Consider the following 15351-nt stretch of genomic DNA (forward strand, 5'->3'; position numbering starts at 1 on the left):
GGCTCCAGAAAGAAATCGGGAGCACAGCATCGGGAATCAGGTGGACGGTTGGAATGTGGGGATGATGGATCCCTTACATTCATTTGGCTTTACCTCGGAATCGATCATAGTCATCTGTATCTCGCTGCGCAGATGCCGATTTAGGTGGTCGACCAATTCTTCTCACGCCACCTTTACACTCTTCACCGGTATCTTCTTTGAATCTATCATCGTGAAATTGATGAATTGCCGGCATCTCATTACGAAGCAAAGTTTGAGATTTTCGCCTTAAGGCATCTAGTGACTGAAGATCACGTAATGATATGTCCCGATCACCGTCAACGGTCCTTTGCGTCGTTACAAAGTCCAGTTCGAACAGTGTGCCTCCTACCTCAATCCATATATGCCGAACGCACATAGTCAGTACATATACATCAACTTCAATAACGCTGCTCCTAGCAACTCGATCAAATATCCCGGTATTGATCAAATCAACAGACCTATACTTGCGCCCGTACAGATAGACTGCGTCTTGACGTACAACGGCCGGGTGCACAGACAGGAAGCTCTTTATGGCAACCTCTTGCTGCATCCCGATTGCAGAATTACGGAAGCGGCTGTCCCAGTAATTCCAGATACCCAGCGGGGTGGGCTTTATTCCGCACCAATACATTTCGGTTTCCATGCGGCCACTTGCGTCAGACGACCGGTTGTCTTTCAGGACTTGGTGAATCTCCCTGCGGGCCATTTGGACAAAATTCAGTGTGCTATGAACATAGGTGGGTTGATCGAGGTCGGATTTTGCTCGCGGGTGCGATGACTCAACCGTAGCTTTAGACTGGCCAGAAAAAACTGGCGTATTTTCAAGTGTGCCTAGCCAGTGGATCTCAGGCTCCGTGTCCAGGGCTGCTGCAGGACCTCGATCAAACACCAGCCCACCTGCCAAGCCTTCGCAGGGCCACCAGTCCGGTTTGATGGTTACTCCGAAAAGCCCACAAAACCATACTTTGTCGACAGCCATGGAAAACAGACACATCCGATAAGCTTCTTTGGTTTCTTTACCTTCGGCAAATCCAATGCCAACCACCATTCCGGACAATCCACACACGGCACGAACGACGCAAAATCCGTCAACGGGGCTACCCTCTGTCAGGCCCGAAAGTTTTTCAACTATGTAGTAACCATCAAACTCGACCTGCTGATTTAGATTCGTCAAGCGTTCTGAGAAACTGCCCAAACTGCCGCTCTGGTCGCGGGTCTTTTGTTTACCTCTTACGCCAATAGATTTCTCTTTAGCGCTAACTTGTTGTTCGATGCAGTAACGCACTTGGTCAATAGTTGGAAATGGGTGCCCTTTACGATTGATGAAAAATGCTACTCCATTTCGTTCAACGGAAACGCAACCAAATTCCTCTGTAAGGATTTTTCGGTAAACTTGACTATATGTTTTGTCAGCGGAACGGAACCTAAGATACGCAGAAAGGATTCTTTCCCTCATGGCGCTATCGGCCCGGTAACCCCACTCTTTGCCATTGGGTGATGGCCGGCCCAGCCTGCGTAATTTCCCCGGCCCCTCCCTGTCCCACCTCCCGATGCGGTGCAGGGGAGGCATGAGAGCCCACTTGTTTTGTCCAAAAGTAATGTAAGTGTAGAACCACAACCTCAAGCGAGCTGCATTTTGCTGAGGCGACTGGCTTTTGGCATGAGCGTTAATTACAGCGTCCGGATCGTCACTGGCTAGAACCTCCTGGAGACGAACCATCAGGCCTGAGATAGCCAGAAAACGGCGGTTGACCTTTTGGTCGTAGGTTTCCTTAGCAGAAACCCGCTTCGTTTCACGATCTGAAATTGCGATCCCCTTAATCGGTTCCAGCCATGGCGGAAATTTGTCCGTCTCCCCTGACGCCAGCAGCGCACCCGCTTCGAGCGCTTCTTCGAACTCGAACCTTGTGAGGGTGATCAAGGTGGTGCGCACGTCTTTCGCTAGATCACTGAACTCCACCAAGCGCACCCGGTTGTGGACCGCATCACTGTTCAGGAAATGGTAATAGTGGCCTTTGACAAGGCTCCGATAACCTTCAGGCGCAAATAACCTAGCGCCCGTGATCACGGCTCAATCTCCAAGAAAAATTTGCCGTAGGCTGCCAGCAGATCACCACCGTCGGTATCGAGAGGATGGTCGATCAGAATCGGCTTGAAGAAATTTACTGGCAGCTTTCGGTCCCAGATGTCTTGGTAGACCTTCGCAATAAACTGGTCACGCTTACCCCATCGGGCTGCATACCGGTAAATGATGGGGTGGATCAAGGCCCCAGCATGCACAGCGCCCTCAATCTCAGCGCTAAACTCCCTGAGCAGCTCGGGGTCGTGGGTCAGCGGCAAGCCATGCATCGGAAATAGCAGATCGAGATTGCCCATGACGATCGGGTCCAGACGATCCAAAGACATTTGCACGGTCCTGATACCGCCGCTTGCGTAATGCAGTTGCTCTAGGGCTGTGCGTAGCTCAGCATGATCACGGTCCTTTTTTTGCTGATTAGGGGTCTTGGCTGCTGAGTAGCGCCTCTCGCTGAAGGCATGAGCTTGATCCTTCACCGTCCAATTGACCGCGTAGGGTTTCCCATCTGAACCCATCAAATACAGTAAAAGGTCCCCCTGATAGGGAAAGGGCATTCTCTGTCGGCTACCAGCTTTAGTGGTAATCACCACCTGGTGATGCTTGAAGCCAATTTGCTTGGCAATTTCCATCGTCCCAGTGACAGGATGAGAAAAATGTCCTTTGGTGAGTGGATGCCCGTGCAATGGATGCGGGGCGTGATATGGCCACAGCATCTTCTGCTCGTGAATATCGAGCAGCTGAGGATGGAAGAGCGCGAGCTGTGCGAACACCGCTTCTGGGGTGGACAGCGAGTGAATCGCACGGCCGAGCTTCCGGCTATTCATTCTGCTGATACGAGAGCCCTTAGGGGCTTCTCGTGGAACCGCTAAAATCGAAGGCGTGTAGATATCGCCCCACGCGAAGTGAGCTTGTCGGCTCCTGATGAGGGCAAATCTCTCCTGCAAAGTCATCAATACAGTCCAATGTCTACGGACCTAGGATCGTCATCCAGCCTGGGGATAATTTGCTGGATGCCCCTATAGCCCTTGCCTCCCGGGCGTACCCAAGAGTGCGGGTTGTGGATAACGCTCACCTTCTTGTGGATGAACGAAGCCCTGCAGGACTTGACGTCCCGCATGTTCGGAATAGACAATGGAAAGGTCAGGTCGCTAAATTCTGACTTATCCACAGAGGCCCAAGGTCGCACTTGGGCCTTTGTCTATCTGAATTCTAGCGCTAATTAACTAGTCAGATTTCATTCAATACTTCCTTATTATTCATACGTGTTAAGAATCTAGGACATAGTTAGCAGCTATCTGCAATGGATTCGCTGGGTGTACACGTATCTGTGTGCACATTTTAAAGCGCTTCGCTTAGCAGGGTATGTTACCGCCGTGGTTAACAGGGTGACAACTGAAAAGTCATCCCTCTCTGGGTCGCGACTGGATTCAAAATTGTCCAGCTTGGGTCATTATCTAGATCAACCGTGCGCCTCACACCCATCGGATATATATCTTCACCCCCTTATCTCAACTGATAATTTAAGGGTTTAGCCCCAATCAAATAAAATGTTGAAAACGACAAGCGTTTGGTGAGGGAAATGGCTGATTCTGCAAATGCATCTGTCCCTGTCGTTCGATGGCTACCGGATGAGACCTTTTTCAGTATTTGTTGTCGTCAGCATCGTTTTATGTGCCACGTTACTAAGGCTAGCACCACTGCATGGCTATTTGGTGAGGGATCAAGTAGTGTGCAGCATGACTTTCCTAGCAGACTAAACTCTTTGCCCCAAAAAGCCAAAGAAGTATGGGGAAGCCCATTCAACATCATTACAGAACATACGATATTGCCGTTGTTTTTTCCTTTTCAATCCAAGGAAAGAATTGACGACGTCTTTCATACAGTTTCAAACAATTCTTTGGGCACCTTAAAATATCGCCTGGGTCTGGTGACCGGTCGCTTTGGCGCAGAGCACCCATTGAAAGCATGCCTCGAATGTTTAAGGGAAGACCGTATCAATCATGGGGTCGCCTACTGGCACCTGTCCCATCAGTATCCAGGCGTCACGTTATGCCCTAAGCACGGAACTCTCATCAGGATTTGCTCGGCCAACCGGCAGTGGTCGGACTCTGCGCACTGGGTATTACCTGCCGAGCACCTAATAGCGAGCGTTGCAGAGCAGCCCGTATGCCCGACAGTGGTACAAACCCTCAAGCGTTTAGGACACTCAGTGATTGAGTTAGCCAAGCTAGGCATTTCTGAGCAATTTCGTCCAGAAAATGTCACGGCTGCTTATAACGAAGCTATTCGTCGCCTCTCAGTCAATACAGAAGCATGCTTTGATGCCCAAGCAGACCTAGCTTCGTTCGCTTCACAACTGCAACCGTATCTTCCACTGGCCTCGCTTCCGACCACTCCAAAGAGAGCTGAAACTTTTATACAGAGTCTGACCCGTACACCGCGCGTTTACTCCCATCCGCTCAAACATCTGATTTTGATCACCTGTATATTCGGCGAGTTTGCGCCGTTTTTATGTGCGTTAAAAAGATTTCAGTCGCCAGGGGATCAGGAAACCCCAGTACAGTCTCCAGACCACGGAAGACGAGCAGTAGGCGATAAAGCAGCACACCGATTTAAAGGTCAGGAAATCAGGGATAGAGCCTTCAAAAAACTGAAGCCTAAAAAGCTGAAACCCGAGCTTCGGGAACAAATCTTGGGTTGCTTGGGCAAAGGAGTGGAGAAACATTCCATAGCGGAACGATATGACGTTTCGGTTTCTACAATAAACAGGATCCTAAGTGCTGATCCTCTACTGATGGCTGCTTGGACAACTCAGCGCAGGGAGCTACTGCTACACAATCACCGTGCGGAGTGGGTTAGCGCCATCGGCATGAATCCAGACGCCAGTCCGAAAAGCCTGAGATCAATGCTCCCCAAGGTCTATCAATGGCTATACCGGAACGATAATGACTGGTTGATGGCTCAAACTAAGCGGATGCCAAGTGGTCGCGTAGGCAACAATCAAAAAATCGATTGGAGTGCTCGCGACAGGCAACTATGCGAATCAATTGAATTGAGCATTCAAAGACTGAAATACTCGGCCACGAATTTCCCTGTTCGAGCTAGTCATATTTTCGCGTTGGTGCCCACACTGCATCGGTGCCTAGAAAAAAGGAATCGCTACCCAGAAGCACGAAACCTACTAGAAATTGTTACCCAATCGACCAAGACTTAACATGCAAGTGCAGCAACGCTCAGTCAGCTATTCCCGACAAGTGGTCGCATACCTACCATTACCATAATTTCGCCATAGAGACTCAATAGGAATCAAATCTTTATCATACTCGTACAAATCAACAACAAATTCATCGAAAGTCTCATAGGCATAAACCACGATTTTCAAAATTTCTTCGGGGAAAAATTCCGTCTTTACAACAGGACTCTCAAATCTTTTTTCTTCCAAATTATTTGAAATCCGATCGAGATACTCAATCATGGCTGTCCGCTCAGATTTCATCCGCTTCGTCAGTTTCTTGAGGCTGCGCAACTTATCGGAGAGAATGGCCACTGCAGAATGGATTGAAATGGAGAATTCATAAGCGCATAGCGCTTCTACGAAGCGAGCATGTTTGAGAGCATCTTCATCCAAGTTCATTACGCTCTCTGCGTTACCGAGGTGTCGCCCAGAACACTTTCTCCACATCACATCGAGATTGTGGCCTTTTGATGAGAAAGGTTGATCGCAATATGGGCAAGTGGACAGCAGCACCACATTGTGTGTGGCACACACGCTCACATGATCAGGGAAATTTCGTCGCCAGTAGGAAAAGCCCAAATCCTGCACGTCCTGCCTGACGCATTCCGGGCAGTAGGCGTGCAAGTCGGAATTAGTAATCGCCATTCGGGGTTTGAGATACGCCGTTCGAGAATAACTGGCATCTCGGGTATCCCTGATAACAAACTGCAGGGGCAATTGAGTGTGTTCGTGCAGCAAGCGGTTGAAGCCATAGCATCCTTGCCAACCCATCGTTGAGGCGATCACCTTAACTGCTTGGTGAGTAATCTCCCCTTCAGAAAGCCATCGTAACCTGTCTACCCTCCAGTCCATAAAATTCACGAGCAAATTGCGGTCAACATATGAGCGCAAAGATTCATCAGGTTGGATACGCAACAGCATGGATGGGTTGGCCCCTCAGCGACTGATCCCGCGTCATCGTTCAAAGGTTGCGGTTGAGCAAACATTGCCAGAAATAAGGTGTAAAAAAGGCACCCAAAGGTGCCTTTTCGGAAGGTTCGAGGAGTAGTCGCAGCGATCCTTTAACTCCCAGCCTTGCGACCTTGGGTTCAGAATCCGACCGGCTATGCCCGTCGTCACTACTTCAGAGAAACCAGCATTCTCTGCTGCCGAAATTGCGGGGGGGCCTTGCTGGTACCCAGTCCCAACGGATGCGCAGTTGCAGTCCTCGACTACAAGCCTATACAGCGTGACACACCTGTCAATTAGATTCTGAGGCGTAATTCCAAGTCGGGACAACGGCGTGCATCACTGCACCCCGCCAACCCGGATTGGTCACGAACAGGGTTACCCGCGACAGCTTTATTTCCCTTGCGACAGGTTTAATTCCCTAAATCTATTTTTACCGGTCATGACAGCCTCTTACTCAACAGTCACCGACTTGGCCAGGTTACGCGGCTGATCCACGTCGGTGCCTTTGAGCACGGCCACGTAGTACGACAGCAGTTGCAGTGGAATGGTGTACAGGATCGGCGCCAGCGCATCGGCGATGTGCGGCACCTTGATCACGTGAGTGCCTTCACCATTGGTCATGCCAGCGTGCTCGTCGGCGAACACTACCAACTCGCCACCACGGGCACGCACTTCCTGCAGGTTGGACTTCAGCTTCTCCAGCAGTTCGTTGTTCGGGGCAACGGTAACCACCGGCATGTCGTTATCCACCAATGCCAACGGGCCGTGCTTCAACTCGCCTGCCGGGTACGCTTCAGCGTGGATGTAGGAGATTTCCTTGAGCTTGAGCGCACCTTCCATCGCCACCGGGTACTGTGCACCCCGGCCGAGGAATAAGGTGTGGTGCTTGTCGGCGAACAGCTCGGCGATTTTCTCGACAGTAGCGTCCATGGCCAGGGCTTCACCCAGGCGGGTCGGCAGGCGACGCAGCTCTTCAACCAGCTCGGCTTCGACGCCCTCTTCCAGAGTACCGCGCACTTGGCCCAGGGCCAGGGTCAGCAGCATCAGCGACACCAGCTGAGTGGTGAAGGCTTTGGTCGAGGCCACACCGATTTCCGGGCCGGCCAAGGTCAGCAGAGTCAGGTCCGACTCACGCACCAGCGAGCTGATGCCCACGTTGCAGATTGCCAGGCTGCCGAGGAAGCCCAGCTCCTTGGCGTTACGCAGCGCGGCCAGGGTGTCAGCAGTTTCGCCCGACTGCGAGATGGAGACGAACAGGGTATCCGGCTGCACCACGACCTTGCGGTAACGGAATTCGCTGGCCACTTCCACCTGACACGGGATGCCAGCCAGGCTTTCCAGCCAGTAACGGGCAACCATACCGGCGTGGTAGCTGGTACCACAGGCAACGATCTGCACGTTGCGCACTTTGGCGAACAGTTCGGCGGCCTGCGGGCCGAAGGCCTGTACCAACACGTTGCCCTTGCCCAGGCGGCCTTCCAGGGTGCGCTGGACCACACTTGGCTGCTCGTGGATTTCCTTGAGCATGAAGTGGCGATAGTTGCCTTTGTCGGCAGCTTCAGCACCTTCATGGTACTGCACGGTTTCGCGTTGAACCTTGTTGCCTTGCTGGTCCCAGATGGTGACCTGGTCACGACGGATTTCAGCGATATCGCCTTCCTCCAGGTACATGAAGCGGTCGGTGACTTGGCGCAGCGCCAGCTGGTCGGAGGCCAGGAAGTTCTCGCCCAGGCCCAGGCCGATGACCAGCGGGCTGCCGCTGCGTGCAGCTACCAGGCGGTCAGGCTGCCCGGCGCTGATCAGTGCCAAGCCATAGGCGCCATGCAGGCGTTTCACCGCGGCTTTCAGGGCATCGGTCAGGTCCGGGATGCTCTTCAGGGTGTGGTGGATCAGGTGGACGATGACCTCGGTGTCAGTCTGCGAACTGAAGACGTAGCCCAGGCCTTTCAGCTCTTCGCGCAGCTCTTCGTGGTTTTCGATGATGCCGTTGTGCACCACAGCCACTTCATCGCCCGAGAAGTGCGGGTGGGCGTTGCCTTCGGTCGGCGCACCGTGGGTCGCCCAACGGGTGTGGGCAATACCCAGCTGACCTACCAGCGGGTCAGCGGCGACAGCAGCTTGCAACTCGCTCACCTTGCCGATACGGCGACGGCGCTCAAGTTCACCCGCCTGGGTCAGAACGGCCAGGCCGGCGCTGTCGTAACCACGGTACTCAAGACGCTTGAGGCCCTCGATCAGGATGGCTGTGATATTGCGCTCGGCGACAGCACCAACGATTCCACACATGTTTTATTTCTCCTGGCTGATCGCGGCGCAGATCAGGTTGATGCCGCGAGCTTGAATGTGTTCGCGTGCCGCGGCGGGCAGGCGTTCATCTGTAATAAGGGTGTGCACGCTGCTCCAGGGCAGCTCAAGGTTAGGGATCTTGCGCCCCACCTTGTCCGACTCGACCATTACGATCACTTCACGGGCGACTTCGGCCATGACCCGGCTCAACCCAAGCAACTCGTTGAAGGTGGTGGTCCCCCGGCCAAGGTCGATGCCGTCCGCACCGATGAACAGTTGGTCGAAATCGTAGGAGCGCAATACCTGCTCGGCGACCTGCCCCTGGAATGATTCAGAATGAGGGTCCCAGGTGCCACCGGTCATCAGCAGCACAGGCTCGTGTTCAAGGTCACAGATGGCACGGGCCACGTTCAGCGAATTGGTCATCACCACCAGGCCTGGCTGACGCCCTAGCTCGGGGATCATCGCGGCGGTGGTGCTGCCGCTGTCGATGATGATGCGCGCATGTTCGCGGATACGCCCGACAGCGGCACGCGCAATGGCCTTCTTGTAGGAAGACACAGGCTGGGCCGGCTCACCGAGCAGTTCTTGCGGCACCGGTACCGCACCGCCATAGCGCCGCAGCAACAGGCCATTGGTTTCGAGGGCAGCGAGGTCTTTGCGAATGGTCACTTCCGAAGTTTCGAAACGCTTGGCCAAGGCGTCCACGCTCACCTCACCCTGTTCGCTGAGCAAAGCCAGGATATTGTGCCGCCGCTGGGGTGTATTTCGTTTCGACATTTGCTCTTAAGTTTCGTTTCGAAAGATAATGGTTGCAATCAAAACCTAACACGCCCGTTTCGTCAAGCAGTTGCTGCCCTGTGGATAGTTTTGTCAGATTTGGCGCGGTCCCACTGGATTACCGATCGGCCAATAAAAAAGCCGACTTATTCGCATAAGTCGGCTTTCGATCGAAGCAGCTGTGGGTAACTCAGCTCTTCTTGATTTTCTCCGGCCGCTTCCAGCCCGAGATATTGCGCTGGCGCGCACGGCCTACAGCCAGGTCGGCAGCTTCGACGGTCTGGGTGATGGTTGAACCGGCTGCGGTGGTCGCGCCGGCCTTGATTTCCACAGGCGCCACCAGCGAGTTGTTCGAGCCGATAAACACGTCCTCGCCCATTACCGTCTTGAACTTGTTGGCGCCATCGTAGTTGCAGGTGATGGTGCCAGCGCCGATATTGGTGCGTGCACCGATTTCAGCGTCGCCCAGGTAGGTCAGGTGACCTGCCTTGGCGCCTTCACCCAGGTGGGCGTTTTTCAGTTCGACAAAGTTACCCACATGGGCCTTGGCGTCCAGCACGCTGCCCGGGCGCAGGCGGGCGAACGGGCCGGCATCGCTGCCCTCGCCCATCACGGCGCCTTCAAGGTGGCTGTTGGCTTTGACCACCGCGCCTTTGCGCAGGGTGGTGTTCTTGATGACGCAGTTAGGGCCGATCTGCACATCGTCCTCGATGACCACTTTGCCTTCGAGAATCACGTTGATGTCGATCAGCACATCACGACCAACGGTCACTTCACCCCGTACGTCGAAGCGGGCCGGATCGCGCAGGGTCACACCCTGAGCCATCAGGCGGCGGCCTTCACGCAGCTGGTAGTGACGCTCAAGCTCGGACAGCTGACGACGATCGTTGGCGCCCTGCACTTCCATCGGGTCGTGTGGCTGTTCAGTGGCCACCACCAGGCCGTCAGCCACTGCCATGGCGATGACGTCGGTCAGGTAGTACTCGCCCTGGGCGTTGTTGTTCGACAGGCGGCCCATCCAGTCGGCCAGGCGCGCGGCTGGCAGGGCCAGAATACCGGTGTTGCCTTCCTTGATCGCTTTCTGCGCATCGTTGGCGTCCTTGTGCTCAACGATGGCAGTCACCTGGCCTTGCTCGTTCCGCACGATGCGGCCATAGCCGGTCGGGTCGTCGAGCGTGACCGTAAGCAGGCCCAGCTGCTGGTCATTGGCCTTGGCCAACAGGCGTTGCAGGGTCTCCACTTCGATCAATGGTACATCGCCGTACAGCACCAGCACGGTGTCGGCGGTCACGGCTGGCAGAGCCTGAGCTACCGCATGGCCGGTGCCCAACTGTTTTTCCTGCATGACGAAGTTCAAGTCGTCAGCGGCCAGACGCTCGCGAACCAGCTCCGCACCATGGCCAATGACCACGTGGATGCCTTGCGGCTGCAGTTGGCGCGCACTGTGGATAACATGGCCAAGCATGGAGTTGCCGGCTACCGGGTGCAGCACCTTGGGCAGCGCCGAGCGCATGCGAGTGCCTTGGCCCGCGGCAAGAATAACGATATCGAGTGACATTACTGGCTACCAATCCTGGGCGGTCAGTGAAAGACCGAGGGGAGAAAAATCAGAAAAAGAAAAAGGGTAGCCGAGGCTACCCTTTTACTCAATCGCAACAGAAGTTATCAGCCGAGGCCGATTACTTGCCTTTGCGCATTTGCTGGACGGTACGCAGCTGGGCTGCGGCCTCGGCCAGACGTGCGGCGGCGGCACCGTAGTCGAAATCCGCGCCTTTCAGATTCAGGGCGTTCTCAGCAGCCTTGAGGGCTTCCTGAGCTTGCGCTTCATCCAGGTCTGCAGCACGTTGCACGGTATCGGCAAGCACCTTGACCATGTTCGGCTGAACCTCGAGGAAGCCACCAGAGATGTAGAACACCTCTTGGGCGCCACCCTGCTTGGTCAGCGTGATCGGACCTGGCTTCAGATTGGTGATCAGCGGCGCGTGGCCTGGAGCGATACCAAGATCACCCAGGTTACCGTGCGCAACCACCATCTCGACCAGACCGGAGAAAATTTCTCCTTCCGCGCTGACGATATCGCAATGGACTGTCATAGCCATCTGCTTGCCTCAACCTGATAGCGCCCCTTGCGGGGCGCAGGAATTACAGTTTCTTGGCTTTCTCGATCGCTTCGTCGATGCTGCCGACCATGTAGAACGCTTGTTCTGGCAGGTGGTCGTAGTCACCTTTGAGGATGCCGCTGAAGCCAGCGATGGTGTCTTTCAGGGAAACGTACTTGCCTGGCGAACCGGTGAAGACTTCGGCCACGAAGAACGGCTGCGACAGGAAGCGCTGGATCTTACGAGCGCGGGCTACCAGTTGCTTGTCGGTCTCGGACAGTTCGTCCATACCCAGGATCGCAATGATGTCCTTCAGCTCTTTGTAGCGCTGCAGAACATACTGAACGCCACGAGCAGTGTCGTAGTGCTCATTGCCGATCACGTTCGGGTCCAGCTGGCGCGAAGTCGAGTCCAGTGGGTCGACCGCTGGGTAGATACCCAGGGAGGCGATGTCACGGGACAGAACGACGGTGGCGTCCAAGTGGGCGAAGGTGGTCGCTGGCGACGGGTCGGTCAAGTCGTCCGCAGGTACGTATACGGCCTGTACGGAGGTGATCGAACCTTCCTTGGTGGAGGTGATGCGCTCTTGCAGAACGCCCATCTCTTCAGCCAGGGTCGGCTGGTAACCTACTGCCGAAGGCATACGGCCCAGCAGTGCGGATACTTCGGTACCGGCCAGGGTGTAACGATAGATGTTGTCGACGAACAGCAGAACGTCGTTACCTTCGTCACGGAACTTCTCAGCCATGGTCAGGCCGGTCAGCGCTACGCGCAGACGGTTTCCTGGTGGCTCGTTCATCTGACCGTAGACCAGCGCTACCTTGTCGAGAACGTTGGAGTCCTTCATCTCGTGGTAGAAGTCGTTACCCTCACGAGTACGCTCACCCACACCAGCGAACACGGAGTAACCGCTGTGTTCCATGGCGATGTTACGGATCAGTTCCATCATGTTTACGGTCTTGCCTACACCGGCACCACCGAACAGACCAACCTTACCACCCTTGGCGAACGGGCAAACCAGGTCGATAACCTTGATGCCGGTTTCCAGCAGGTCGTTGCCGCCTGCCTGGTCAGCGAACGAAGGCGCTGGCTGGTGGATACCGCGACGCTCTTCTTCGCCGATCGGGCCGGCTTCGTCGATCGGGTTGCCCAGTACGTCCATGATGCGGCCCAGGGTGGCCTTACCAACAGGAACGGAAATGGCAGCACCGGTGTCGACGACATCCAGACCGCGCTTCAGGCCTTCGGTCGAGCCCATCGCAATGGTACGAACCACGCCGTCGCCCAGCTGCTGCTGGACTTCGAGGGTGGTTTCCGCGCCTTGTACTTTCAGCGCGTTGTATACACTCGGCACGACGTCACGTGGGAATTCCACGTCGATGACGGCGCCGATGATTTGAACGATACGTCCGCTACTCATAGCTGGATCCTCTGAATATTTGAACCGTTAAACCGCGGCAGCGCCGCCGACGATTTCCGAGATCTCCTGGGTGATCGCAGCCTGACGCGCCTTGTTGTAGATCAACTGAAGCTCTTTGATCAAATCACCGGCGTTGTCTGTGGCGTTCTTCATCGCGATCATCCGGGCCGCTTGTTCAGCAGCGTTGTTCTCGACCACCGCCTGGTACACCTGCGACTCCACGTAACGCACCATCAAGCCGTCCAGCAGCTCTTTTGCGTCGGGTTCGTACAGGTAATCCCAGTGATGCTTGAGATCCTGATCCGGGGTTGCCACCAACGGTACCAATTGCTCGACCGTTGGCTTCTGGGTCATGGTGTTGATGAACTTGTTCGAAACCACGGAGAGGCGATCGATACGGCCGTCCAGGTAGGCGTCCAGCATCACTTTGACGGAGCCGATCAGATCGTTGATCGATGGCTCTTCACCCAAGTGGCTGATCGCTGCTACGACGTTACCGCCAAAGATGCGGAAGAAAGTCGCACCCTTGCTACCGATCACGCACAGGTCGATTTCCACGCCCTGTTCGCGGTTTGCGTTCATGTCCTTGACCAGGGCCTTGAACAGGTTGGTGTTCAAGCCACCGCACAGACCACGGTCACTGCTCACCACGATATAACCGGTGCGCTTTACAGGGCGCTCGATCATGAATGGGTGGCGGTATTCCGGGTTGGCGTTGGCCAGATGACCGATCACCTGGCGGATACGCTCCGCGTAAGGACGGCTAGCAGCCATGCGCATTTGTGCCTTGCGCATCTTGCTGACCGCCACTTTCTCCATGGCGCTGGTAATTTTTTGCGTGCTTTTGATGCTCGCAATCTTACTGCGAATCTCTTTTGCGCCTGCCATGTATCACCTATCAGGTTAGCAAGCGGGGGCCTGAGCCCCCGCTGCGGCTTACCAGGTCTGGGTGGCCTTGAACTTCTCGATACCGGCTTTCAGGCCTGCGTCGATTTCGTCGTTGAAGTCACCCTTCACGTTGATCTTCGCCATCAGTTCAGCGTGATCACGGTTGAAGAAGGCGATCAGTGCTTGCTCGAAGCTGCCGATCTTGGAGACTTCTACGTCAGTCAGGAAGCCACGCTCAGCGGCGTACAGCGACAGAGCCATGTCCGCAATGGACATCGGCGCATACTGCTTCTGCTTCATCAGCTCGGTAACGCGCTGACCATGCTCCAGCTGCTTGCGGGTCGCCTCGTCCAGATCGGACGCGAACTGGGCGAATGCAGCCAGTTCACGGTACTGAGCCAGCGCGGTACGAATACCACCGGACAGCTTCTTGATGATCTTGGTCTGAGCGGCACCACCCACACGGGATACCGAAACACCGGCGTTCACTGCAGGGCGGATGCCCGAGTTGAACATGGCCGATTCCAGGAAGATCTGACCGTCGGTGATGGAAATCACGTTGGTCGGAACGAACGCGGAAACGTCGCCTGCCTGGGTTTCGATGATCGGCAGAGCGGTCAGGGAACCGGTTTTGCCAGTGACAGCACCGTTGGTGAACTTCTCGACGTACTCTTCCGAAACGCGCGATGCACGCTCCAGCAGACGGGAGTGGAGATAGAACACGTCGCCTGGGTACGCTTCACGTCCTGGTGGACGGCGCAGCAACAGGGAGATCTGACGGTAGGCAACGGCCTGCTTGGACAGGTCATCGTAAACGATCAGTGCGTCTTCACCGCGGTCACGGAAGAACTCGCCCATGGTGCAACCGGCGTATGGCGCCAGGAATTGCAGTGCGGCGGATTCCGAAGCACTGGCAACAACCACGATGGTGTTGGCCAGGGCGCCGTTTTCTTCCAGCTTGCGAACGATGTTGGCAACGGTGGAACGCTTCTGGCCGACAGCTACATAAACACAGAAAATACCGGAGTCTTTCTGGTTGATGATGGCGTCGATGGCCATGGCGGTCTTGCCGATCTGACGGTCGCCAATGATCAGCTCACGCTGGCCACGGCCGACAGGGATCATGGCGTCGACGGATTTGTAGCCAGTCTGTACAGGCTGGTCTACCGACTTACGCCAGATCACGCCTGGAGCAACTTTCTCGACTGCGTCGGTCTGGGTGTTGCCCAGAGGACCTTTGCCGTCGATCGGGTTACCCAGTGCGTCGACGACGCGACCCAGCAGTTCCTTACCAACCGGAACTTCCAGGATGCGGCCGGTGCACTTGGCGCTCATGCCTTCGGCGAGGGTGTCGTAGGCACCCAGGATCACTGCACCTACGGAGTCTTGCTCCAGGTTCAGTGCCATGCCGTAGACGCCGCCCGGGAACTCGATCATTTCGCCGTACATGACGTCGGCCAGACCGTGGATCCGCACGATACCGTCGGAAACCGAAACGACGGTACCTTCGTTACGGGCTTGGGAGCTCACATCGAGGTTGTCGATGCGGCCCTTGATGATTTCACTAATTTCGGAAGGATTGAGTTGCTGCATT

The 15351-nt window shown here is 55.2% G+C and carries 11 protein-coding genes; 1 reads left to right on the forward strand and 10 read right to left on the reverse strand.

The window, feature by feature from the left end:
• Window positions 1-79 precede the first annotated feature (79 nt).
• Both AC07XM_RS05335 and AC07XM_RS05340 read right to left on the reverse strand, forming a co-directional pair.
• Window positions 80-2089 carry a TnsB C-terminal domain-containing protein gene (locus tag AC07XM_RS05335; protein WP_165961575.1) on the reverse strand — a complete coding sequence of 670 codons (2010 nt, stop codon included), beginning with the start codon at window positions 2087-2089 and terminating at the stop codon, window positions 80-82.
• On the reverse strand, window positions 2086-3048 hold the full coding sequence (locus tag AC07XM_RS05340; RefSeq protein ID WP_060519787.1) for a PDDEXK family nuclease: 963 nt from the start codon (window positions 3046-3048) through the stop codon (window positions 2086-2088). The genes AC07XM_RS05335 and AC07XM_RS05340 overlap by 4 nt, the downstream gene beginning before the upstream one ends.
• A gap of 629 nt (window positions 3049-3677) precedes the next feature.
• On the opposite strand from AC07XM_RS05340, the gene AC07XM_RS05345 reads away from it, so the two are divergent.
• Window positions 3678-5312: a TnsD family Tn7-like transposition protein gene (locus tag AC07XM_RS05345; RefSeq protein WP_102689825.1), complete on the forward strand. Its 1635-nt coding sequence runs from the start codon at window positions 3678-3680 to the stop codon at window positions 5310-5312.
• Between the two features lie 27 nt (window positions 5313-5339).
• On the opposite strand, the gene AC07XM_RS05350 is transcribed toward AC07XM_RS05345, so the two are convergent.
• From AC07XM_RS05350 to atpA, 8 genes are all read right to left on the reverse strand, one after another.
• Window positions 5340-6254: a TniQ family protein gene (locus tag AC07XM_RS05350; RefSeq protein ID WP_110765414.1), complete on the reverse strand. Its 915-nt coding sequence runs from the start codon at window positions 6252-6254 to the stop codon at window positions 5340-5342.
• Window positions 6255-6734: 480 nt separating this feature from the next.
• Window positions 6735-8570 carry a glutamine--fructose-6-phosphate transaminase (isomerizing) gene (gene glmS, locus AC07XM_RS05355; protein ID WP_102689824.1) on the reverse strand — a complete coding sequence of 612 codons (1836 nt, stop codon included), beginning with the start codon at window positions 8568-8570 and terminating at the stop codon, window positions 6735-6737.
• A gap of 3 nt (window positions 8571-8573) precedes the next feature.
• Window positions 8574-9350, reverse strand: coding sequence for a DeoR/GlpR family DNA-binding transcription regulator (locus AC07XM_RS05360; protein WP_023048579.1), 777 nt, complete (start codon window positions 9348-9350; stop codon window positions 8574-8576).
• A 190-nt stretch (window positions 9351-9540) separates the two neighbouring features.
• Window positions 9541-10908 (reverse strand): bifunctional UDP-N-acetylglucosamine diphosphorylase/glucosamine-1-phosphate N-acetyltransferase GlmU, encoded by a 1368-nt coding sequence (glmU, locus tag AC07XM_RS05365; RefSeq protein WP_060519796.1) that lies wholly within the window; start codon window positions 10906-10908, stop codon window positions 9541-9543.
• 121 nt (window positions 10909-11029) lie between these two features.
• Complete coding sequence (locus tag AC07XM_RS05370) at window positions 11030-11449, reverse strand: F0F1 ATP synthase subunit epsilon (protein WP_016489909.1); 420 nt, start codon at window positions 11447-11449, stop codon at window positions 11030-11032.
• 43 nt (window positions 11450-11492) lie between these two features.
• Window positions 11493-12869, reverse strand: coding sequence for a F0F1 ATP synthase subunit beta (gene atpD, locus AC07XM_RS05375; protein WP_016489910.1), 1377 nt, complete (start codon window positions 12867-12869; stop codon window positions 11493-11495).
• Window positions 12870-12896: 27 nt separating this feature from the next.
• Window positions 12897-13757, reverse strand: a complete 861-nt coding sequence (gene atpG, locus AC07XM_RS05380; protein WP_016489911.1) for a F0F1 ATP synthase subunit gamma — start codon at window positions 13755-13757, stop codon at window positions 12897-12899.
• Window positions 13758-13805: 48 nt separating this feature from the next.
• Window positions 13806-15350, reverse strand: a complete 1545-nt coding sequence (gene atpA / locus AC07XM_RS05385; RefSeq protein WP_012274911.1) for a F0F1 ATP synthase subunit alpha — start codon at window positions 15348-15350, stop codon at window positions 13806-13808.
• Window position 15351: the final 1 nt, after the last annotated feature.

The organism is Pseudomonas sp. GW460-LB5 (assembly GCF_059423245.1).